The following is a 21,992-nucleotide window of genomic DNA, read 5'->3' as shown; positions in this document are numbered from 1 at the left end:
GACTGATGTCCTTTATTCGCGCGCTCAGCAAGGAACTGGAGGCCCGCAGCGACGACTCGTTGCGGGCCCTGTTCTCCGCGCGGCCGGACCTGGTCTCACCCAACGTTCCGGACTTTGCGGCCCTCGCGGCGCGGGCCAGCGCCAGGGTCAGCGTGCAGCGTGCACTGGAGCGCCTGAACCGGCCGCAGATGCAGGTCCTGGAGACGCTCCACCTCTGCACCAACACGGACACAGCCCACAGCGCCTCGGCCGCCGGACTCAAGAAACTCATCCGCGGCGCATCGCTGTCCGCCATCGAACGGATCCTGCACTCCCTTGAAGAACTCGCCCTCGTGCACCGCGCCGAGCCCCCGCACGGTGTCGCACTGCCGGCAGGCGCCCGCCAGCGCTACTACCTTCCGGTAGGAAGCCTCCGTGACGTCGTAGGAATATATCCGGCGGGACTAGGCAGGAGTTACACGGAACTTGTCCGGCTGCAGCCGGCCTTCGCCCAGCGCGTGGTGCAACTGGTGGGCGAACTGCACCACAGCGGCGCCTCCATCCATCCCGCCACAACACCTATGGAAGCCGCCCTGTCATTGCAGCATTGGACAGCCACGCCCGAGGCCCTGGAACGGCTCCTCGCCACCGCCCCGGAGCGCACCACGGCGCTCCTGGCCCGTTTCGGGAACTGGGCCATGGGCGCGGTGCCCCAGGCCCAGCGGCGGGCTTCCGTCCTCAATGAGGGCCCCGACGTCGGCCCTGTTGACTGGCTCCTGGCGAGGGGCCTGCTGGTACCGCTGGACGCCGCCCACGTGGAGTTGCCGCACAGCGTGGGGATCGCCCTCCGCGGCGGGGCCGTGATCGAGGACTTCACGCTGACTCCCCCGGTGCCCAGGCTAGGACAGACCACAGCGGCGCTCCGGCGAAATGCCGCTCTGGGCGCCATTGCCGAAACCCTCCGCCTGACAGGTGAGCTCCTGTACAACGTGCGCGAGCAGCCCCTCATCACGTTGCGGAGCGGGGGCGTCGGCGTCCGCGAGATGAAGCGCCTGGCGGACGCACTCCGGATCGACCTTCACGCCGCCGGACTGCTGGTTGAACTCTGCGCCCTGGCCGGCCTTCTCCGGCTTGACGTTGACAGCTCCGCCTGGGTGCAGCCGGAACAGCTTGAGTGGCTTACGCTGCCGCGCCAGGAACAATGGCTCTGGCTCGTGAATGCCTGGCTGGCCAGCGAACGTGCCCCGTCGATGGTGGGCCAGCCAGTCACCGGTCCGGGCGCGGGGGCCGCCCCGCACCGTACGGCGGCGGGCACCACCATCAATGCGCTGTCGGCTGAGGCCCAGCGGCCGGACGCGCCCGTCATCCGGAAGAGGATCCTGGAAATCCTCAACGAACTGACGGATGAGGCCGTTGAGGCCGACGGCAAGGCGCCGGTGCTGGACGCAGCCGCGGTGCTGCAACGGGCAGAGTGGACCCAGCCCCGGATGGCACGGCGCTTTAGTTCGCTGATCCGCGGCGTCCTGGCCGAAGCGGAGATGCTCGGCCTCATCGGTTCGGGCGCGCTGAGCCAGTTGGGCTCGGCCATCGCCGCAGAGCGTCCTGATGAAGCGCTGGATATCCTGGGGGAACATCTCCCGGCCGCCCTCAACCACGTGTTGCTGCAGGCTGACCTCACCGCCGTCGCGCCGGGGTACCTGGCGCCCGAGTTGAGTGAGAAGCTGCTGGTGATGGCCGACGCCGAAGGCCAGGGTCCCGCGACGATCTACCGGTTCTCCGTGGCGTCCGTCCGCCGGGCGCTCGACGCCGGCCACGACGCCGGCAGCATGTTGCGTTTCCTGCGCGAGCACTCGGCCACCGCTGTACCGCAGCCACTCGAATACCTCGTGGAGGACACCGCGGCCAGGCACGGCAGGCTGCGCGTGGGCGTGGCGTCCAGCTTCATCCAAAGCGACGACGAGGAAGCCCTGCTCGAACTCGTCAAGGAATCCAGCGCGTCCGGGCTGGGGCTGGTGCGCATTGCGCCCACAGTCCTGATTTCCCGCGCGGGCACCAAGGAAACCGCCCAGGTCCTGCGCGCACTCGGTTTGTCACCGGCCGTCGAGGAGGCTGAGTCAGGGCTGATCCGGCTGCGCCGGACCACCGCTGTTCCGGGCAGCGGGCGTCCTGTGTACAGCGCGCCGCGGACGGCACCGGCAGAGGCCGACGTCGACGCCCAGCTGACGATTCTCCGCAGCCACGGTGCCGCCCATGGAGCGAACGGCAATGGAAGCCACCGCCCGGCGTCGGGGGCAACGGGAGAGGAAGCAACGCAGCTCGGGCTCGAAACCCTGCAGAAGGCCATCCGGCTCCGGCAAGCAGTCGTAATGAACGTGGTGGACAGCCAAGGGAATTCCAGCAGGGAAACGGTTGTTCCGGTCTCTGTGAACGGCGGCCGGGTGAGGGTCTTCGACCCCGCACGCGAAACCGAACGCGTGCTCTCGATCCACCGGATCATCGACATTGAGGCGGAAGAGGGATCCCAGCAGTGACCAGCACCCCACAAACCAGCGGCATCAGGGCTTGGGCGCCGTGAACGACGGGCCATTGATCGTCCAGAGCGACAAAACAATCCTGCTCGAAGTGGACCATGAGCTTGCCACCGAGGCCAGGCACGCCATCGCCGCCTTCGCCGAGCTGGAGCGCGCGCCGGAACACGTGCACAGCTACCGCCTGACTCCGCTGGGGCTGTGGAACGCCCGCGCCGCCGGACTGGACGCGGAACGCGTGCTGGACACCCTGTTGAAGTATTCGCGCTTCCCGGTGCCGCATTCCCTGCTGATCGACATCGAAGAAACGATGTCCCGCTACGGCCGGCTGCGGCTGGAAAAAGACCCGCAGCACGGGCTGGTGATGCGGACCAGCGATTACCCCGTGCTCGAGGAAGTCAGCCGTGCCAAGAAGATCCAGCCCCTGCTCGGCCCGCGCATCGACGGCGAGACCGTGGTGGTCCATTCCTCGCAGCGCGGGCAGCTGAAGCAGCTGCTCCTCAAGATCGGCTGGCCTGCCGAAGACCTGGCCGGTTACGTGGACGGCACGCCGCACCCCATCATGCTCAACGAGTCCGGCTGGAAGCTTCGGCCGTACCAGAAACTGGCCACGGAGAACTTCTGGGCCGGCGGCAGCGGCGTCGTCGTACTCCCCTGCGGCGCCGGCAAAACGCTGGTGGGTGCGGCGGCCATGTCCACAAGCTCCACCACCACGTTGATCCTGGTGACCAACACTGTGTCCGCCAGGCAGTGGAAGGACGAGCTCGTCAAGCGGACCTCGCTGACGGCGGACGAGATCGGTGAGTACTCCGGCTCGGTCAAGGAAGTCCGCCCGGTCACCATAGCGACGTACCAGGTCCTGACCACGAAACGGGGTGGACTCTACCCCCACCTGGAACTGGTGGACGGCCACGACTGGGGCCTGATCATCTACGACGAGGTCCACCTGCTGCCGGCACCCATCTTCCGGATGACGGCCGATCTCCAAGCCCGGCGTCGGCTCGGATTGACCGCAACCCTGGTGCGCGAGGACGGCCGAGAAGGCGAAGTCTTCAGCCTGATCGGGCCGAAACGCTACGACGCGCCGTGGAAGGACATCGAAGCCCAGGGTTACATCGCCCCGGCTGACTGCGTGGAAGTCAGGGTGGATCTTCCCCACGACGAACGCGTTGCGTACGCCATGGCGGAGGACGCCGACAAATACCGGCTCTGTGCCACGTCCGAAACCAAGACCACGGTGGTGGAGCAACTGGTGGAACAGCACCGCGGTGAGCAGCTCCTGGTCATCGGCCAGTACATCGACCAGCTGGACGAACTGGGCGAACGGCTCCAAGCCCCCGTGATCAAGGGCGACACGTCCGTGAAGGAGCGCCAGAAGCTGTTCGAAGCCTTCCGGGCAGGCGAAGTGAAGACCCTGGTGGTTTCCAAGGTGGCGAACTTCTCCATTGACCTTCCGGAAGCTTCGGTGGCCATCCAGGTGTCCGGCTCGTTCGGTTCCCGGCAGGAGGAAGCCCAGCGACTGGGCAGGCTCCTGCGCCCCAAGCAGGACGGCCGCGCTGCGCGGTTCTACTCACTGGTGGCACGGGATACGCTCGACCAGGACTTCGCGGCCAAGCGCCAGCGGTTCCTGGCCGAGCAGGGCTATGCCTACCGGATCATGGATGCCAAGGACGTGGGACGGAATCCTTCGGCCACCTGATGCGGCAGCCGCCAGCCTCCGCGGAACCCTGTCCCGTTAGGGTCCCGCGGCCGAACGTCACCCGCGGGTGGCAGTCAACTGATCCCCCACGATCCGTCCCGTTCCGTGGTTCCTGTCCGCGGGTCAAGCTGCGGTGCCTGATAGGCGAGTTCGCCGCCGCTGCGGCCACCGAACGGACGTCCGTGGTCCGCGAACTCCTCCCGGAAATAGGCAAGGCACCACTGCCCCATCTGAATCCGGGCGCCCGTGCGAAGAACGGACTCACCCGTGGATGCGACACTGCCTGTCACCCTCCCGTGCGGCACCAGTACGTACTCGTCGTCCGCGTTGTGGACTATTTCCGCATGGAGTCCGTCCAGCCCGTCCAGTTGGACGTCCGAGGACCCGTCACTGCCGATCCATACGATTTCCCTGCTCAGTGTGTACTCGCGGGGCACCTGGCCGTTCCACGTTGCCGAGTCCTGGACGAAGATGAGCCGGGGCCGGCCGCTTCCCCGGCTGTGGTGGGTGGTGGTGGCACGGCGGACGATGCTCCGCCTGACTGTCGGCATCAACGGCAGCGGAGTCTGCGGGGGCAGCAGCGAGAACCGCGGCGAACGCCGTCCGCGTTTCATGAGTGGCGCCAGGGGGCCGAGCTTCCCCAGCTTGATGTGCGGCGAGCGCGTAATGAGCCGCTGCGACGCCGGGCTGGCAACGGCTCCGAGGCTCACGATGTGGCCGTCCGGACCGTCAACCACCACTGAAAGCCCCCGCTCCGCAAGGGTCTTCGCCAGCGGTCGGATGTCCTCCAGCGACGGCATGCCGCCGGAACCGAACGGCTCAAGGCCGTCCACGGCAATTCGCACTTCGGTGCCGCCGGCCTGTGCTGTTCCCCGCGTTACGGCTCCGGACTCATCGGTATAGGAAAAGTCCAGATCCATGTCGAGGCGGAATCCGTTCACGTCCGGATCAGCTCCGGTTCTCGTCTGACCCCGAGGCATCGTTGTCACTGGTGGTCACCCGGAGGTTGCCGTTGAGCTTCCATGTGGCGCGAGGGGCGTCCGGGCCGATGTCTCGCGGAACCTCCACCGTCATGTCGATGAAGTTGTAGTTGATCGCGGCGCCCTTGCCGGTCAAGTAGGACCACATTTCCTCAGCCAGGTCTGCCCAGTCGCGGATGCTGCGGTCGGCCGTGCGGGTACTCTCGGGCGCTTGTATTTCCGTCATGGTGGTTGTTCCCCTTCATTGGGTGCCGCATGAACGATTGGTCCCGAATCCTCATGGACTCAGTGCGCCCACTCTAATACCGGCCGGTAGCAGGGGAAACCCTCCGCGGCCCGAACGAATTAGCCGCAAAAAGGGTTCCCCTCAGTCCGTGGCCGCGAGCAGGTCCAGGACAAACCGCGCCATGTCCGCACGCGCGGCCACCAGGGCCCGGAGCGCGTCTGAGTCCTGCTCTGCCAGCTTCTGGGTGGGGATCGCGGACAACCCGGTGAAGACGGCCATCGATGCCGCGTGGCCCCGCCTGACGGACGCCTCCGCGACGTCAGCCCCGGCATCGGCCAGGCCGGCGCAGTACGCCTCCAGGCACAGCGGTCCCAGCCGGTACAGCTCCGCCCCGCCCATGACGCCCTGGTTGACCCAGCCGGAGAGCAGCTGGCCCAGGTCGAAGCCACAACAGGCCAGGCCGAACCGCCCCCAGTCGATAACCGCGAACGACGCCGCGGCGGTGCCGGCGGGCAGGGACTCCACCAACAGGTTTTGCGGACTCGCGTCACCATGGGCGGGAAGCTGGGGCAGGGCGGTCATTTCGTCCACCAGCGCGAACGCCCTGTCCGCCAGGTCCCGAAGGCCCGCGACCAGAGCGGCATCAGCGGCAGGAGCCACCGCCGGGTGCCGCCACAGGGAGTCGCCCTGGATCGCGGGGATGAAGACGTTGGCGCCCACACCCTCCACGAAGAACCGGAGCGCGCCGGGAGTGCTGGCATCCGGGATGGCGGCGACGCATTCCCTCGCCTCGGAGCTTCCCGACAGCCTGCCAAGGAATCTGGCTGCATCCACGAAACACCGGTCCGTCCAGCCGGCCGCCGCGACCTCGGCGACGTCCTCCATCCAGATCGCCGTGCGCTGGTTGTCGAGTTCCGCGATCTTGAAAACCTCGGGAAGCCGACCGCCCTGCGGCATCACCGAGCCGAGCGCCGAAGCGTAGACCTGCGCCTCGGTGCGCCACAGATAGTTGGCGGCGAGGGCAGCACGGAATGGCGGCGGCACCTGCCCGATGCCCTGCCACAGCAACGGCGACTGGATAACCTTGACCACCATGCTGAAGCGGGCGACGCCGACCGTGTTACCAGCGCCGGCGCAACTGGTGCGGGCTGTGCCGCCGACCCGCCAGAGCCCTCCGGTGGTCATGTTGAACATGGGGAACTCGATTGCGTCGGCACGGGCACCCAGCAGCTCCACATCCCGCTCCCCGAGGGCGGCAGCGGCCAGCAGTGCCATGTCAGCGGGCTCCGCCCCGGCAGCACCCAGGGCATCCATGTTTTCGAGCAGTGGCGCCTTCATGGATTTACACCTCGGTAGCCGGGCGGCCTCTGGAAAGGCCTGAGACCAAAAATGGTAAAGTAACTTTATGATTGATGTCAATGAGTTCCCGGCAGACGCGTCTCCCCAGCACATCGCCGCCCTGCTTGCAGGGGCCTTCGACTCCCTCCGGGCTGAATTGAACGCGCGGACCTTCCCTGGACTCCGGCCCTCGCACTACCGCGTTATGTCCCTCATTCCGGGCGGCGGCCTGAGATTGTCCGAACTCGCCGAGCGGGCCGCAATCACCAGGGCCGGAATCGGCCAGTTCATGAAGTACCTGGAGAATCTGGGATACGTGGCGCTCCGGCCAGACCCCTCGGACAGCCGGGCAAAAATCGTAAGGCTGACGCCTTCGGGGACCTCCGCCGTCGAACTTTCCACGGCAATCATTGCCGAGACCGAAACGCGCTGGGAGGCGGCGCTGGGGGCCGGGCGGTACGGGGAACTGCGACGGTCACTGCAGGAAATTGGCCGGCTTGCGCCGCCACCGGCAGCCTAGTGCCGGGTTCCACACACGGGACACTCAACATTCATTCAGAAAACTCCCAGATTCTGGGAGCATCATGGGAGGTATGAAAAAGAACGGTCCCGAAGCCAAGCTGCTCGTCGTCGATGATGAACCAAACATCCGCGAGCTGCTCTCCACCTCCTTGAGGTTCGCAGGCTTCGAGGTCGTCTCGGCCGGCAACGGACGCGACGCCCTCGCCGCCGCCGAGCTCCATGCTCCCGACCTTGCGGTGCTCGACGTGATGCTCCCGGACATGGACGGCTTCACAGTGACCCGCCGGCTGCGCGCCTCAGGCAAGCACTTCCCCGTCCTGTTCCTCACGGCCAAGGACGACACCGAGGACAAGGTCACCGGGCTCACCGTCGGCGGCGACGACTATGTCACCAAGCCCTTCAGCCTGGACGAGGTGGTGGCCCGGATCCGCGCCGTGCTGCGGCGCACCCAGCCCCTGCTCGACGACGACGCCGTCATCCGCGTGGACGACCTCGAGCTCGACGACGACGCCCACGAGGTGCGCCGCGGCGGCACGGTCATTGAGCTCTCCCCCACGGAGTTCAAGCTCCTGCGCTACCTGATGCTGAACCCGAACCGGGTCCTCTCCAAGTCCCAGATCCTGGACCACGTCTGGGAATACGACTTCAACGGAGACGCGTCCATCGTGGAGTCCTACATCTCCTACCTGCGGCGCAAAGTGGACATCGACCCCGATGCCCCGGCGCTCATCCAGACCAAGCGCGGCGTGGGCTACGTACTTCGGACAGCCGAAAAGCGCTGACCTTGCTGCACCGTTGGAAGTCGGCCTCGCTGCGTTCCCAGCTGGTGGCCATCATGATGGCGCTCATGCTGGTGGCCTTGGCCGTGACCGGAGCCGGCACGCTGACGCTGCTCCGGAGCTACCTGCAAGGGCAGGTGGACGACAAACTCAAAGTCGCGGTCAAGTCCGTGCAACAGCAGCAGTCCTTCAACCAGCTGCTGCAGCAGAATCCGAACATTCCCACGGATTATTCGCTCATGCTGCTCCGCCCGGACGAGGGTCCCATTCCTTTCGGCGGCAACAAGGACTCCCACCCGGACATCGAAAGCCTCTCCCCGGTCGAAGCCAACAGGCTCGACCTCGCCCCGTTCCAGGTCCGCGGCACCGACGGGCGGAACTGGCGCGTCGTGGCACTGCCTGTAGTTGACGGCAACCAGCGCAACGCCGTCGTCATCATCGGCCTGTCGCTGGCCCCGGTGGACTCGGTGGTGGAACACGCTTCACTGGTGGTGGTGGGAGTGGGCTTCCTGACCCTGGTGCTGGCCTTCTTCATTGCTACCTGGACAGTGTCCAGGTCCTTCCGTCCGCTGGCCCGCGTGGAAAGGACCGCCGCGGCCATCGCCGCCGGTGACCTTTCCCGCCGCGTCGATGTGGAGAATCCGGCCACCGAAGTGGGCCGGCTGGGCGGCTCCCTGAACGCGATGCTCAGCCATATTGAATCCGCCTTCGCGGCCAGGCTCGCCTCGGAAGAGCGGATGCGCCGCTTTGCCGCCGACGCTTCCCATGAACTCCGCACTCCCCTGGTGACGATCCGGGGGTTCTCCGAGCTCTACCGCCAGGGCGCCCTGACCAAGGACGAGGACGTGGCCATGGCCATGGGCCGGATTGAGAGCGAGGCCAAACGGATGGGCTCCATGGTGGAGGACCTTCTGCTCCTCGCCCGGCTGGACGAGCAGCGCCCCCTGCAGCAGAAGCCCGTGGATCTGCTGCTTCTCGCCAACGACGCCGTGGTGGACACCCAGGCCAGCGACCGGGACCGGACGATTTCACTGACGGGCCTCGACGGCGGACCGCCCTCCCCCGCGCCGATGCTGGGCGATGAGGCCAAGCTGCGCCAGGTGGTGGGCAACCTGATGGGAAACGCCCTGCGCTACACCCCGGCCGGGACGCCCATCGAGCTCGCCGTCGGAGTGCGCACCGGCGAGGCGGGCCAACGGTTTTCCGTCATCGAGGTGCGCGACCACGGCGCCGGGATCCCGGAGGACGAAGCGTCACGGATCTTTGAGCGCTTCTACCGGGCGGACACCTCCCGGACGCGGGAAACGGGCGGCAGCGGCCTCGGCCTGGCCATCGTTGCTGCCATCGTGGGCTCACACTCGGGGTCCGTCCGCATGGTCCCCACGGACGGCGGCGGCGCCACGATGGTGGTCAGCCTGCCGTTCCGGGACGAGGCAGCCGAGTATTTAGGCAGTAGGAACGACGGCTCAGGCAGTAGGAACGACGGCGGCGAAGCCGGCGAAGTTGTCCACATATAGGAAGTTGTCCACATATAGGTAGCGGATGTGGCGCGGCTTTCCGCCCGTTTCCTAGGCTCGACGTAGCGGTCCGAACACCCCGGTCCGCCCGCAGGCTTGACCCGGCTTGCGAACAGCGTCGAAGGGCAATCACCATGAGCATCATCTCCGTAGATACCGAACTGCTCCAGCTCAAATCAGCCAACGTGAAGGCCACGGTTGACCGCATCAGCGCGGACGTCCAGGCCATGAAGCGGGGGCTGGATGAGCTGCAGGGCACCTGGCGCGGATCGGCGGCCACCAACTTCCAGGCGCTGATCACCGAGTGGACCATCACGCAGGGCAAAGTGGAGGCTTCGCTGGCCTCGATCAATACGGCCCTGACGTCAGCGGCCGCCACGTACGCCCAGGCAGAGCAGGGCAATACGCAGCGGTTCAGCTGATTCAAGGGCTCAGCTGAAGCGGGCTAAGCCTCCGGGGTTCCCTGGTGGAAGCGCAGGCGCCACTGGGTGCCGTCCAGCACCCAGAGCGAACTGCGCAGCGACGATCCCGACCGGTCCTTGCTTCGGTACGTCAGCAGGACCGCCTGCGGTCCCACCCGGTCGGCGCCAATGATCTCCAGTTCGGCGGCAGTGCCCGGGCTCTCCTCGAGGGCCATCATCATGGCATCGCGTGTCCAGAACCGGCCCGAGCTGCCGATTTCCGTAAACTCCGGATGCAGCAGCACGCCGGTGCGCCCGATGTCGGCGCGGGTGTCGGGGCTGAGCAGTTCCCGTTCCAGTGCCTCAACGACGGCCTCGGGAGCTGCGTCCGGCCCCGGCTGCGCGAAGGGGTCCGTCTCCAGCTCACTGAATAGGTCCGGCTCGGTGAAAAGGTCCGGCTGGTTGCGGCTTCCGGCCAGGGTGAGCGATTCCTGGCGCTGCGGCACCCGGGGCGCGGCCTGTGTGGAGGCGCCTCCCTCGGGGACAATGCCGGCGCGGACAAAACCCGGTCCCGACCGTACTGCAATGCCCTGCTGATAGGAGGTGGCCGCAGCCCGCGCCCGGTCGTCGGCGGCCTCGTTGAGATCGTGCCCGGCGTGGCCCCGGACCCATTCGAAGCGGTACTTGCGCCCAGTCAGCGCCTGGTCGATTTCCCGCAGGATCTCCACGTTCAGGACCGGCTTGCCGTCAGCCTTCCGCCAGCCCTTGCGCTTCCAGCCGGGCATCCACTTGGTGACCGAGTTGATGACGTATTGGCTGTCGCAAAGAATATGCAGCTCCTCCTCGGGGAGGTGCGCGGTGCAACGGAAAAGATCCAGGACGGCCATCAGCTCGCCCTGGTTATTCGTGCCGTGCGGCCACCCGCCTGCCCGCCAGCAGTCGTCGTTCACGTACCAGGCCCATCCGGCCGGGCCGGGATTTCCTAAAGCCGAACCGTCGGCTGCTGCAGTAATCGTCACCGCACTATCCTGCCAGACCCGCCCGACATTGTGGCTTTCGGTGATGCACGGCCACGGCGGACGGTGGCTGCACCAGTGTCCGTGCGAACGTCCTTCCGAACGCAAAAGTGCGGCCCCCCTCGCAATGAGGGGGCCGCACTCAGGTGCGCTTTGCGCGGTTGGGCAGGTTAGAAACCGCCCATGCCGCCCATCTCGTCGCCGCCACCCATGGCCGGAGCGTTCTTCTCCGGCTTGTCGGCCACAACGGCCTCGGTGGTGAGGAAGAGACCCGCGATGGACGCAGCGTTCTGCAGGGCAGAGCGCGTTACCTTGACGGGGTCGTTGATGCCGGCAGCCAGCAGGTCAACGTACTGTCCGGTGGCGGCGTTCAGACCGTGACCGGCGGGCAGGCCGCGGACCTTGTCGACAACAACGCCCGGCTCGAGGCCGGCGTTGAACGCGATCTGCTTCAGCGGTGCGTCGATGGCAACGCGGACGATGTTGGCGCCCGTTGCTTCGTCGCCTTCGAGCTGCAGGTTGGCGAATGCCTTGGCGCCGGCCTGGATGAGGGCAACGCCACCACCGGCAACGATGCCTTCTTCAACGGCAGCCTTCGCGTTACGGACAGCGTCCTCAATGCGGTGCTTGCGTTCCTTGAGCTCAACTTCGGTTGCGGCACCGGCCTTGATGACTGCAACGCCGCCGGCCAGCTTGGCCAGGCGTTCCTGCAGCTTCTCGCGGTCGTAGTCCGAATCGGAGTTCTCGATCTCGGCGCGGATCTGGGAAACGCGGCCGGCGATCTGGTCGGCGTCGCCGGCACCTTCGACGATGGTGGTCTCGTCCTTGGTGACAACAACCTTGCGTGCCTTGCCCAGGAGTTCGAGGCCGGCGGTCTCAAGCTTGAGGCCGACTTCCTCGGAGATGACCTGGCCACCGGTGAGGATGGCGATGTCCGCGAGCTGCGCCTTGCGGCGGTCGCCGAAGCCCGGAGCCTTGACGGCGACCGACTTGAAGGTGCCACGGATCTTGTTGACGATCAGGGTGGCCAGGGCCTCGCCCTCGATGTCTTCGGCAATGATCAGCAGCGGCTTGGAGGACTGCATGACCTTTTCGAGGACAGCAACCAGTTCCTTGACGTTGGAGATCTTGGAGTTGACGATCAGGATGTACGGATCCTCGAGGACCGTTTCCTGACGCTCAGCGTCGGTGACGAAGTAAGCGGAGATGTAGCCCTTGTCGAAGCGCATGCCCTCGGTGAGCTCAAGCTCGAGGCCGAAGGTGTTGGACTCCTCGACGGTGATAACACCTTCCTTGCCGACCTTGTCCAGTGCTTCAGCGATCAGCGCGCCGATTTCGTCGTCACCGGCGGAGATGGAAGCCGTGGCGGCGATCTCTTCCTTGGTTTCGATTTCCTTGGCGGAAGCGAGCAGCTCGGTGGTGACGGCTTCAACAGCCTTCTCGATGCCGCGCTTCAGGGACAGCGGGTCAGCGCCGGCTGCGACGTTGCGCAGGCCTTCCTTGACCAGTGCCTGTGCGAGCACGGTGGCCGTGGTGGTGCCGTCGCCAGCGACGTCATCCGTCTTCTTGGCAACTTCCTTGACCAGCTCGGCGCCGATCTTTTCGTAAGGATCGTCCAGCTCGATCTCCTTGGCGATGGACACACCATCGTTGGTGATCGTGGGGGCGCCCCACTTCTTTTCGAGGACGACGTTGCGTCCACGCGGGCCGAGGGTGACCTTGACGGCGTCGGCGAGGATGTTCAGGCCCCGCTCAAGACCGCGGCGTGCCTCTTCATCAAATGCAATGATCTTGGCCATAACGGCAGTAGTCCTTTCGGGACAGTCGTTAAGAATGAACCTTCACTGCGGTGCCCGCGACGGACGACCCTTCACCGGCGGCCTCTGTATGCCGCACGGATGGGATCTCACCCCAGCAAGGTATTTCTTTCGCTCCTTGTCCTTCCCGCTCTCCGCGGCCGGCCGGAACCGGGCGTGGAATTAGCAGTCAGTCCGTGGGAGTGCTAAGTCAATAATTAGCACTCCCCCGGGGAGAGTGCAAGCAGGCATTGCGCGGAAAGGCCCTGCCGCAGCCCCGGCTACGCTAGGAGCGATCAGCCGCCGGCACGGGCGGCGGTTTCGCTTCCGCTCATCCTGGCCCTGTTATCTGCGGCATAGGTGAACACCATGTAGTTGGCGCTGGTGACGTCCCCTGTGGAATCGAAGCCGATCTGCCCTGACTCGCCGTCGTAATCCGCAGGCTTACCGGCCTTGAGGGCGTCGGCACAGTCCTTGTAGCTCCTGCACGGTTCAGCCGTGCCCGCGCCTTGCGGTCCGGAGACTGCGATCAGCTTGGCAGCGATGGAGGAGCCGGCGTCGTCCTGCGCCGCAACGGCCGCGATGGCGGCCAGGTTGACGGCGTCGTACGTTTCCGCGGCGAACGTCAGGTCCCTAAGGCCGGGATCAACCGCCACCAGTTCGCCCTGGAAATGCGCCGAGGGGAAGACACCCGGCAGAATTCCGCGGGCACCCTCAAGGGCCTTGGACCCCAGCGCGGAGCCGTACTGGTTGACGGCGCCGTCACTGAGGATCAGCTTGCTGCCCGCCAGGCCCGCGTTGTTGAGTTCCGCTATGGCGCCCTGGGCGCCGGCGCGGGCAACGACGATGACGGCGTCCGGGCCGGCGGCCTTCGCGGCTGCGGCCGCCTGCTGTGCCTGGCCGGCTGTGAATCCGGCCTCGGCCACCGTGCCTACGCCTGCTGCCTTGGCCGCGGCGGCCACGGCCACAGAGACGTCCTTGCCGTACAGGCTGTCCTCGTGAAGGACCGCTACGGTCCGGGCGCCGCTGTCCTTGGCCAGCTTGACCAGCACTGGCGCCTGGGCCACGTCGGCTGCCGACGTGCGGAAGTAGTACCCGCCACTCTTATACCGTGTGAGGCCGTGCGCGGCGTTCGCCGGAGAAATGATGGCCACTTTGGCCCGCGACAGGACATCTATTGCCGCCGGGGCGCGGCTCGAGTCAGTGGGACCGATGACCACGTCAGCCTTGGCCGCCACGAGTTCCTTGGCCTGTGAGGCGGTGTCTTCGCTGATTTTCTCGGGCAGGAGCTCCACCGGCCGCCCCTTGTGGCCGCCCGCGGCGTTAATCTCCTGGACCGCGAGTTTTGCGGCGGCAAGCTGGGAGGCGTTCAGGAAGGATTGTTTTCCGGTGTTGTCCAGGATGATGCCTATGCGCAGTGTGCCGTCGCCATTGGCGTCGACCGAATCAACCCGCACGTTGCCGCTCTGGCCGGAGCAGCCGGCCAGGACCAGCGCCGTGGCTGCGCCAAGGACCGCCGCCGACAACAACCGTGGCCGCACCCGGGCGGAGCGGGCAGGAGCGCCTGGGCCGTGCACTGCCGCGGGCAGCATCAGGCCGGCCGGACGTACTCTGCCTGGGGACCCTTCTCACCTTCGCCGACTTCGAACTGCACCCGCTGCCCTTCATCCAGGGCACGGTAGCCCTCACCCTCGATGGCCGACCAGTGGACGAAGACATCGTCTCCGGAGTCGTCGACAGTGATGAAGCCGTAGCCTTTTTCGGCGTTGAACCATTTGACGGTTCCCAATGCCATGGTGCCCACTTTCGGTTGCTTCTGTTCGGCCCACGTCACTGTGCGCCATCGGTACGGTCCGCATCCAAATGCGGCGTCCGGAATCACTTTAGCCACTGCCGTTTGCCGGAGGCAGGACCCTGTCCTGCGAGCCCCTAATAGTTATTCAGGCGTAACCGAAATTCCCTACTGGAACCCGGGCCCGAGTACCACGACCACGGGTATCTGGAACTCGGCGGAGTCCACCAGCGAGGTGATGTTCAGGAGCTCGCCGAGCGCTTCGGCGTTCGCTTTTTGCCCAGCCCCGCTGTAGTAGATCACCGAGGACTGCTGCGGCATTCCTCCCCAGTTTCCCACCGGGCCCAAAGCCCATCCGTCCCCGGCCACGGTGGCGCTTACGCGGCCGGCCAGGCCGGCCGTGGTGGTCCCGTTGTAGACGGCCACGGCCTGGGTCTTGTCAACAGCCTGCGCGTTGGCGGAGGGTTCAGCGGAGGGAGTGCCGCTGTTCGCGAGCGCTTCAGTGGTAGAGGGCGTCGCACTTGGCTCTGCGCTGGGCGCAGCACTCGGGGATCCGGCGCCCTGGGTGGCCTCGGCGGACGGTGAGGCGGAGGGGCTTTGCTGGGCGGACCCTGCCGCCAGCAGCGGGGTGCCGGTGGGAACGAACCCCAGCTTGGGCAGGAAAAGGAAGGCAACCAGGCCGATGGCGAGCGCCACAACGCCGACCGCCAGGATGGGTCCCAGCCGGCGCCGGGGGGCATCGGCGGCGACCCGGTGGACACCCTGTCGTGAAGAGGCCTCCGGGACCCTGTCGAATTCATCCCGAGCGTATTTGGTCATGGTAAAACGATGTCCTTGGTGGTTTTGCTGATTGCCCAGCCCCGACTGTTAGGCGTCAGAGCCCAAACGGCGCGCCGTGCGTGCCCGTTGGCGTGACGTACGTAGTCTACGCAATCTCTTCACGAGCATGGGGTCGTGGGCCAGGGCGTCCTCGGTATCAATCAGCGTGTTGAGGATCTGGTAGTAGTGGGTGGCCGAGAGGTCGAACAGCTCACGAATGGCCTGTTCTTTGGCCCCTGCGTACTTCCACCACTGCCGCTCGAGGGCCAGCATTTGCTGGTCCCGCTCACTCAGCCCGGAGCCCTGCTGCGGAGCGGGCACCAAGCCGTTCGCCACCGCGCCCTGGCTGCCGGCAGCCGCAAGTGAGACGTCGTCGTGCACAGGTTCGGCCACGGCAAACTCCTTCACTTGATCCGATCAAAGTCTCTTTCCATGGTACGGGCGAATAACACGCCTGTCATTTACGCACTGTGACGCGGGGGCGGAGAGGCTGACAGGCTCCATTCACCGGCTCCTGCGCTCGTTCCTCACGCAACAACGGAGCCTACGCTGATGTGGCCCGCCAGCCTCTTGGAGTCCAGCACTGCGAGAATGGACTCGTGTTTGATTCTGAAGCTTTGTTCGAGCTGGAGCCTGCCGTGGAGGCTTTGGCTTTCGCCGAGATGGTTCAGATGCCGCTGGACCGGCTGATGGCCCCGGACTGGGCGGCGGCGCTGGCGCCGGTCGAAGCCGGACTGCGCAGCGTCCTGGAGTACCTCGCTACGGAAGTGGCCGACGGGCACCAGGTGCTGCCGTCGCCGTCGAACGTGCTGCGCGCCTTCCAACAGCCGCTGGCCGGCGTCAAGGTCCTCATCGTGGGCCAGGATCCGTACCCGACCCCCGGGCACCCCATCGGGCTGTCCTTCGCAGTGGAGGGGCACACCCGGCCCATTCCGCGGAGCCTTGCGAATATCTACAAGGAACTTGAATCCGACCTCAATCTTCCCGCCCGCGTCCATGGGGACCTCACCCGCTGGGCGGATCAGGGCGTCCTGCTCCTGAACCGTGTCCTGACAGTCCGTGCGGGAGCGGCCGGATCCCACCGGGGCAAGGGCTGGGAACCGATTACGACGGCGGCAATCGCCGCCGTTGCCGGGCGCCGCACTCCTGATGGCAGCCCGGCGCCCCTCGTGGCTGTGCTGTGGGGCAAGGATGCAGGGGGCGTCCGTCCCCTGCTGGGAGACGCTCCGGTGCTTGCCAGCGCCCACCCCAGCCCGTTGTCGGCAGCGCGCGGATTCTTCGGGTCCCGCCCGTTCAGCAAGGCCAACGAACTGCTGCGTTCGCAGGGCGCGGAGCCCGTCGACTGGGAGCTCCCGCCGGTCTCTTAGCCTAGGCTTACTTCCATGACTTCCCTCCCCGCCGCCACGTCAGCCAGCCGAAAATCGCGCCCCCAGACGAACCTTACGGTCCTCCGGCGCGAAGAACTCTCGCCGCACATGGTGCGGATCGTGGCCGGCGGCGAAGGCTTCTCGAGCTATGTGAACAACGATTACGTCGACCGTTACGTGAAAATCGCCTTCCCGCAGCCGGGCGTTGAATACCCGCTCCCCCTGGACCTGTGGGCCATCCGTGAGTCCATGCCCCGCGAACAATGGCCGCACACGCGGACTTACACGGTTCGTTGGGTGGACGAGGCGGCCCGTGAACTGGCCATCGACTTCGTGATCCACGGTGACGAAGGCCTGGCCGGCCCCTGGGCTGCCAATGCCCGTCCCGGCGACAGCCTGGTACTCACCGGACCGGGGGGTGGCTACAACCCGGACCCGGCGGCCGACTGGCACCTATTCGTCGGTGACGAGGCGGCCCTTCCAGCCATCGCCGCCGCCATTGAGTCGCTTCCGCCCCAGGCCCGGGGACTCGCGTTCCTGGAAGTGGACAGCAACGCCGAGATCCAGCCCATCACGGCCCCGGCCGGCCTGCGGATCGAGTGGCTGCCACGCAACGGCACCCCTGCAGGCGCCAGCGGTCTCCTGGTCAGCGCCGTGCGCGAGGCCGAGTGGCCGGAGGGCACGGTACAGGTCTTCGCCCACGGCGAGCGGGGCTACATGAAGTCCCTCCGCGACGTCTTCTTCCGTGAGCGCGGCCTCGAACGGGCACAGGTATCGCTTTCGGGCTACTGGGCCGCCGGACGTGTCGAGGACGACTTCCAGGCCGAAAAGAAGCTCCCCATCGGCCAGATCTAGCCGGCCAGAGCCAGCCGGCCAGAGCCAGCCGGCCGGTTCCGGCCGGCCAGTTCCGGGAAAGCCTTCCCCGGTTAGCGGCGCCGGGCGCGGCGGCGTTCGTTGCTGGCCAGGCTCCGCGTGAGCGGACGGGCCAAGGTGTCGCCGAGGACGATTCCCGCCGCCACTCCCAGCACAATCGCCCCGGCGTTCAGCATGCCCCCGGCGCCCATCAGAATCTGTGACTCTTCAATGGTCAAAACATACATGGACCGGAATATAGTCAGGCCCGGCAAGAGGATGAGGGCAGCGGGGACGGCCACCACCAGCTGTGGCGCGCCCATCTTCAAGGCGACCACCCTGGCCAAAAGGCCGATTACCACCGCGGCCACGGCCGGGGAAAACCTGGCCCCCATGCCGATCAGGTCCGCGCCGAGCAGCACAAGATGGCCCACCACGCCCACCGCCGCGGTGGGCAGGAGCAGCTTCCAGGCGGTCTGTTCGGTGATGCCGATGGCGACGACGGCTATTGCCACGAGGATGATGAGCGCCCACAACGGATACGCGGGCGGGAATGTTTCCGTGACGTCGATTTCCTCCATCCCCATTTTCGAGCCGAGCACAAAAGCGACGGAGATGCCGGACACCAAGGCGCCGAAGGTCAGCATGGTGGAGAGGAACCGGCCAGCCGCCGTGACGGGGAAGCCGTTGATGGCGTCCTGTACGGACGAAACGAGGCGGCCGGTGGGCAGGAGCAGCAGGATTCCGCCTACCACCACGATCGCGGGCGCAATCTGGATTCCCACCGGGCTGCCGAATCGCCATAGCAGCAGGGCGATGAACGTGACCAGGAACGCGCATGACGCCGTGGTGAAGAAGTCCGGAACCCGCCAGCGGCCCAGCTGCCGGGCGAGCAGGCTCACCAGGATATTCGAGCCGAACGCCACGGCCGACGCGCCCGGTCCGCCGCCCAGCACACCGACGAAGACCGCAGCGAACACCGCGAAGGCAACGGTGACCATCCAGCGAGGAAACGGCTTGGAGCTGCGGATGATTTCATCCAGCCGGCGGACTGCCTCGTCACGGCCGACGCCGCCTGCCACGATATCCGTGACCAGCTGGTGCACCTGGGCCAGGCCCGCGTAGTTGTTGGTCCACGACCGCACCACCCGGAGCAGCGAAATGGGGGTCTGGTCCTTCGGTGCGTAGTTGATGGCCACCGACTGGTTGGTGATGTCCACTTCGATGTGCTTCAGGCCCAGGGCGGCAGTGACGGCGATGATGCTGGTTTCCACTTCAAGGGCGCCGGCGCCGTAGCGGAACATCGACTCGGCAAGGTGGAGCGCGAAGTCAATGGTCTTGCGGGCGGAGGTGTCCACTCCCCCTACCTGGATCATGGGGTTGGCGTACGGACTTCCCGCGAGCCTGTCCACGATGCTCATGGGGGCGGTGGGCGGGTTTTCACCCTGCACCAGCCTGCGGAGCATGCGCTTGGCGGCAGCGTTCTGCCGCACCTGGGAGGCGGTGAGTGGTTGGGTCGGGGGCAGGGCCGCCGTGGGCGGCCTGCGGCGACCGTCGGGTGCTTTGGTCATTGCGGCCTCCTCTGGGGCTTCACAAGGTTTAGTAGAACTGCTGGCCGGTTCGCCGGGTGTACAGCTGGCGGGCCACGCGTTCGCCGGCGGCCATCCAGGCTTTGTATTTCAGCGGGCTGAGGACCTGGTCATAGCAGCCCACGAAGTCGGTGACTGTCTTGCTGAAACTGGTCTTGAACAGCCCCAGCCCGTGGAAGGGGTTGGAGGTGTCCTTGAGTTTGTCGCTCGGCGGGGTGCCGCAGAAGTCGTACTCCGTGCAGCCGAGTTCCTTGACCTGGCTAATGGCAGTCCACTGCACCAGATGGGAGTCACCGTACTGGCTGCGCTTCTGGAGTGAGCCGCCGTCCTTGTACGTCCCCTTGCGGCCGTAGTTGATCACGAAGGCGCCCACAGAGGGCACCCCGTTTTCGTAGACAAACAGGAGCCGGCCCTGGCCGCGGTTGATGAAGTTGGTCCAGAACTGCCGGTAATACTCATACTCGCGGACCCTGACCTGCGACTTCGCTTCCACCGTGGTGGTCATCAGCGCATACATGGCCCGGAAGTTCTCCTCCGTGGGCTCCACGTTGTGGACTTCCACTCCCTCGCGCATTGCCCGCCGCACGGCGTTGCGTCCCCTGGAGTGCAGGTTCCGCAGCAGCTGGTTTTCCTCCGGTGCGATGTCCAGCAGGGCGGTGGAGTCGTTGGGCTGCAGGTTGTGCGTCTTGACCAGTCCTGCGCCCTCAATCACCTGCTGTGCGTCCTCGGAAAGGATGATGTCCGGCTCGATCTTGATGGCAAAGACGCCCAGCCGTGCACGTTTCACGAATTCGGCGTTCGCGGCGGCAATGCCCGGAATATCCTCGACTGCTGCGACATCCGGTCCCTTGATGAGGTACCAGAGCTTGCCCAGGACCGGAAAGGACTTCTCCAGCACCAGGTTATAGCTCGTGTAGTCCGCAGTTTCGTAGACCAGGTGGAGGGGCTTCCAGCCAAAGTGTTGTTTGACCTCGGCGAAGGCCTCGGACTGAAGCAGGTTTCCGCCGTTCGGGTTCGCAGTGACGTGGTTGTCCCAGTTGGCGACCTCCTCGGCGGAGGCAAAGCGGGCAGTAAATTCTCGCAAGTGCGCGGTGTCCAATCTTTGCGGTCTGTGCTTCGGTCGCATGCCGGGCATGCAAGCCACAAGTCTATCGGCCCTGCCTAGGAGGACGCTGACCGGTCACCGGCGTCGCGGCATTGGCGCTCAGAGCCGGATCTGGTCCAGGGACTCGAGGCGCACGGCCAGGGGTTCCTTGCCGAGGGAGCGCTGGCTTTTGACCAGCCGGTCCGCATTTTCCAGCCGGGACAGGCTCAGTCCGGTCATTTCGGCGATTTGGGCAATCGGGACCTGGAAAGTGCGGAAAGGACCCAGCGGCGGCGGCTCATCGGCAAGGAGCCGTTCACGGATAGCCTTTTTGAGGTCCACCTTCCCCAGCAGCGGGGACTGGTCCAGCACGAATCCTGCGGCCGCGAGCTTTCCGTCCGTGGTCCAGGCTGCGACCTTCCAGAACTTCCGCGGTATCTGGACGCCCCGGTACGGCAGGTCGTCGTCGGCGAGGACCGGCCCCGTGAACACGCTCAGTTTGGCGTCGTGGAGGTCCGCGTGGTCAAGGACGTGGTTCTCCAGCCCCACCCAGAGTTCCTTGCCCTGGTTGAAGTCATCAACCTGGGGCGCGGCGTTGGTGAAGGCGAAAGTGTCCTGGTTGGCGGCCTTGGCCGTTTCGGGATCGCCCCACACCGGATCCAGCCGCCGGACCAGATGCCCCCGGTCGAAGGCGTTGTTCTTGTACACCTCCGGGCCCGCCTGCTGTTCCTTCGGGACCCTGGGATCGAAATGCCAGGTTCCTTCGCGGGCCAGGGGGACCAGTTCGCGTCCGTGGATGTTCACGCCGACGACGGCGGCCAGCTTGCGTGACGGTCGCAGCCGGACGGAAAAATGAATGTAGTCAAGCAAAAGCGTTGCTGCCGGCGGACTGGGCAGCTCAAGGCGTGCCCGCAAAAAGTCCCGGTCGTATCCCCCAGTCATAGCTCCATAGTGGCACTGCTCCCTGCGGGTGAATAGACCGGCTTGACTAGGAATGCCGGACTGGCAAGGGTTGGAGCATGCAGGCACCTCACGAACAGCCCACAGCAGCCCCCGACGGCGGGACCGCCGCCGTCGCCGAGCGCCGGAGCACCCGGGTGCAACTGCTGGGGCTGGCCGTCTTCCTTGGTGCTTCCGCCCTGGTCGCCTGGTTGGGCGCCTTTGCCACCCTGAACAACGTTGACGGCTGGTATGCCACAGCTGACAAGGCCCCGTGGTCACCGCCCAATTGGGTGTTTGGCCCCGTCTGGACGCTGCTCTACACCGCCATGGCCGTTGCCGCCTGGCTCGTCTGGCGGCGCCGCGCCCAACGCACCGGACCCGCCTTGGCGGCTTACGGGGTCCAGCTGGGGCTCAATCTGTCGTGGACGCCGGTGTTCTTCAGCCTCTATCCGGTGATGGGCACGGCGGCACTCTGGCTGGGGCTCGTCATCATCATCGCCCTGGTCATCGCTGTCACAGTGACGGTCCTGTACTTCGGCCCCATCAGCCGGACCGCAGGCTTACTGCTATTGCCGTATATCTCCTGGCTGGTTTTCGCCACGAGCCTGAACTGGTGGGCTGCCCTGCACAATTAGGTCCCGACGGGCTCGACCGACGGGCTCGACCGACGGACTACGGACTACGGACTACGGCTTCAGCATTCGACGACGTTGACGGCGAGGCCGCCCATCGCGGTTTCCTTGTATTTGGAGGACATGTCCTTGCC

Annotated in this window: 21 protein-coding genes; 9 read left to right on the top strand and 12 right to left on the bottom strand. The window is 66.1% G+C overall.

Annotated elements, in window-relative coordinates; genetic code table 11:
• Positions 1-5: 5 nt before the first annotated feature.
• Both PV761_RS18400 and PV761_RS18395 read left to right on the top strand, forming a co-directional pair.
• On the top strand, positions 6-2,510 hold the full coding sequence (locus tag PV761_RS18400; RefSeq protein ID WP_347898978.1) for a helicase-associated domain-containing protein: 2,505 nt from the start codon (positions 6-8) through the stop codon (positions 2,508-2,510).
• A gap of 40 nt (positions 2,511-2,550) precedes the next feature.
• Positions 2,551-4,206, top strand: a complete 1,656-nt coding sequence (locus tag PV761_RS18395; protein WP_347899013.1) for a DNA repair helicase XPB — start codon at positions 2,551-2,553, stop codon at positions 4,204-4,206.
• Positions 4,207-4,280: 74 nt separating this feature from the next.
• Here the strand turns inward: PV761_RS18395 and PV761_RS18390 are convergent, their stop codons facing one another.
• The 3 genes from PV761_RS18390 to PV761_RS18380 form a co-directional block, all read right to left on the bottom strand.
• Positions 4,281-5,147 (bottom strand): FHA domain-containing protein, encoded by an 867-nt coding sequence (locus PV761_RS18390; protein ID WP_347898976.1) that lies wholly within the window; start codon positions 5,145-5,147, stop codon positions 4,281-4,283.
• Positions 5,148-5,154: 7 nt separating this feature from the next.
• Complete coding sequence (locus PV761_RS18385) at positions 5,155-5,412, bottom strand: hypothetical protein (protein ID WP_347898975.1); 258 nt, start codon at positions 5,410-5,412, stop codon at positions 5,155-5,157.
• Between the two features lie 141 nt (positions 5,413-5,553).
• Entirely contained in the window at positions 5,554-6,750 is a 1,197-nt protein-coding gene (locus PV761_RS18380; protein WP_347898973.1) for a phosphotransferase, read from the bottom strand.
• A 67-nt stretch (positions 6,751-6,817) separates the two neighbouring features.
• On the opposite strand from PV761_RS18380, the gene PV761_RS18375 reads away from it, so the two are divergent.
• From PV761_RS18375 to PV761_RS18360, 4 genes are all read left to right on the top strand, one after another.
• Positions 6,818-7,270 carry a MarR family transcriptional regulator gene (locus PV761_RS18375; protein WP_347898971.1) on the top strand — a complete coding sequence of 151 codons (453 nt, stop codon included), beginning with the start codon at positions 6,818-6,820 and terminating at the stop codon, positions 7,268-7,270.
• Between the two features lie 73 nt (positions 7,271-7,343).
• The gene (locus tag PV761_RS18370; protein ID WP_028271318.1) at positions 7,344-8,054 is read left to right on the top strand and encodes a response regulator transcription factor; all 711 of its coding nucleotides are present in this window, start codon (positions 7,344-7,346) and stop codon (positions 8,052-8,054) included.
• Between the two features lie 2 nt (positions 8,055-8,056).
• Positions 8,057-9,568: a HAMP domain-containing sensor histidine kinase gene (locus PV761_RS18365; RefSeq protein WP_347898969.1), complete on the top strand. Its 1,512-nt coding sequence runs from the start codon at positions 8,057-8,059 to the stop codon at positions 9,566-9,568.
• A 134-nt stretch (positions 9,569-9,702) separates the two neighbouring features.
• Positions 9,703-9,990 (top strand): WXG100 family type VII secretion target, encoded by a 288-nt coding sequence (locus tag PV761_RS18360; RefSeq protein WP_347898967.1) that lies wholly within the window; start codon positions 9,703-9,705, stop codon positions 9,988-9,990.
• Positions 9,991-10,013: 23 nt separating this feature from the next.
• Here the strand turns inward: PV761_RS18360 and PV761_RS18355 are convergent, their stop codons facing one another.
• The 6 genes from PV761_RS18355 to PV761_RS18330 form a co-directional block, all read right to left on the bottom strand.
• On the bottom strand, positions 10,014-10,988 hold the full coding sequence (locus PV761_RS18355; protein WP_028271320.1) for a ribonuclease HI family protein: 975 nt from the start codon (positions 10,986-10,988) through the stop codon (positions 10,014-10,016).
• Between the two features lie 167 nt (positions 10,989-11,155).
• Positions 11,156-12,784: a chaperonin GroEL gene (gene groL, locus PV761_RS18350; RefSeq protein ID WP_028271321.1), complete on the bottom strand. Its 1,629-nt coding sequence runs from the start codon at positions 12,782-12,784 to the stop codon at positions 11,156-11,158.
• A 293-nt stretch (positions 12,785-13,077) separates the two neighbouring features.
• Positions 13,078-14,373, bottom strand: coding sequence for an ABC transporter substrate-binding protein (locus tag PV761_RS18345; protein ID WP_347898965.1), 1,296 nt, complete (start codon positions 14,371-14,373; stop codon positions 13,078-13,080).
• Positions 14,373-14,576, bottom strand: a complete 204-nt coding sequence (locus tag PV761_RS18340) for a cold-shock protein (RefSeq protein ID WP_347898963.1) — start codon at positions 14,574-14,576, stop codon at positions 14,373-14,375. The genes PV761_RS18345 and PV761_RS18340 overlap by 1 nt, the downstream gene beginning before the upstream one ends.
• Before the next feature lie 165 nt (positions 14,577-14,741).
• The gene (locus tag PV761_RS18335) at positions 14,742-15,392 is read right to left on the bottom strand and encodes a LytR C-terminal domain-containing protein (protein ID WP_028271324.1); all 651 of its coding nucleotides are present in this window, start codon (positions 15,390-15,392) and stop codon (positions 14,742-14,744) included.
• 48 nt (positions 15,393-15,440) lie between these two features.
• Entirely contained in the window at positions 15,441-15,728 is a 288-nt protein-coding gene (locus PV761_RS18330; protein WP_051628911.1) for a DUF3263 domain-containing protein, read from the bottom strand.
• Between the two features lie 263 nt (positions 15,729-15,991).
• Between PV761_RS18330 and PV761_RS18325 the strand changes: the two genes are divergently transcribed.
• The gene (locus PV761_RS18325; RefSeq protein WP_028271326.1) at positions 15,992-16,759 is read left to right on the top strand and encodes a uracil-DNA glycosylase; all 768 of its coding nucleotides are present in this window, start codon (positions 15,992-15,994) and stop codon (positions 16,757-16,759) included.
• Positions 16,760-16,774: 15 nt separating this feature from the next.
• Positions 16,775-17,614: a siderophore-interacting protein gene (locus PV761_RS18320; protein WP_347898960.1), complete on the top strand. Its 840-nt coding sequence runs from the start codon at positions 16,775-16,777 to the stop codon at positions 17,612-17,614.
• 71 nt (positions 17,615-17,685) lie between these two features.
• Here PV761_RS18320 and PV761_RS18315 read toward each other — a convergent pair whose 3' ends face one another.
• The 3 genes from PV761_RS18315 to PV761_RS18305 all read right to left on the bottom strand — a co-directional run bounded on the left by PV761_RS18315 (position 17,686) and on the right by PV761_RS18305 (position 21,226).
• Positions 17,686-19,182, bottom strand: a complete 1,497-nt coding sequence (locus PV761_RS18315; protein WP_028271328.1) for a threonine/serine exporter family protein — start codon at positions 19,180-19,182, stop codon at positions 17,686-17,688.
• Between the two features lie 28 nt (positions 19,183-19,210).
• A complete protein-coding gene (locus PV761_RS18310; RefSeq protein ID WP_347898956.1) occupies positions 19,211-20,284 on the bottom strand; it encodes a peptidoglycan bridge formation glycyltransferase FemA/FemB family protein in 1,074 nt (357 codons plus the stop codon).
• A gap of 120 nt (positions 20,285-20,404) precedes the next feature.
• On the bottom strand, positions 20,405-21,226 hold the full coding sequence (locus tag PV761_RS18305; protein WP_347898954.1) for a DNA/RNA non-specific endonuclease: 822 nt from the start codon (positions 21,224-21,226) through the stop codon (positions 20,405-20,407).
• A gap of 77 nt (positions 21,227-21,303) precedes the next feature.
• On the opposite strand from PV761_RS18305, the gene PV761_RS18300 reads away from it, so the two are divergent.
• A complete protein-coding gene (locus tag PV761_RS18300; protein WP_347898952.1) occupies positions 21,304-21,861 on the top strand; it encodes a TspO/MBR family protein in 558 nt (185 codons plus the stop codon).
• The last annotated feature ends 131 nt before the right edge of the window (positions 21,862-21,992 follow it).

Origin of the sequence: Arthrobacter sp. CC3, assembly GCF_039907775.1 — a bacterium.
GTDB lineage: Bacteria > Actinomycetota > Actinomycetes > Actinomycetales > Micrococcaceae > Arthrobacter.
This window is presented reverse-complemented; position numbering and strand designations above follow the sequence as displayed.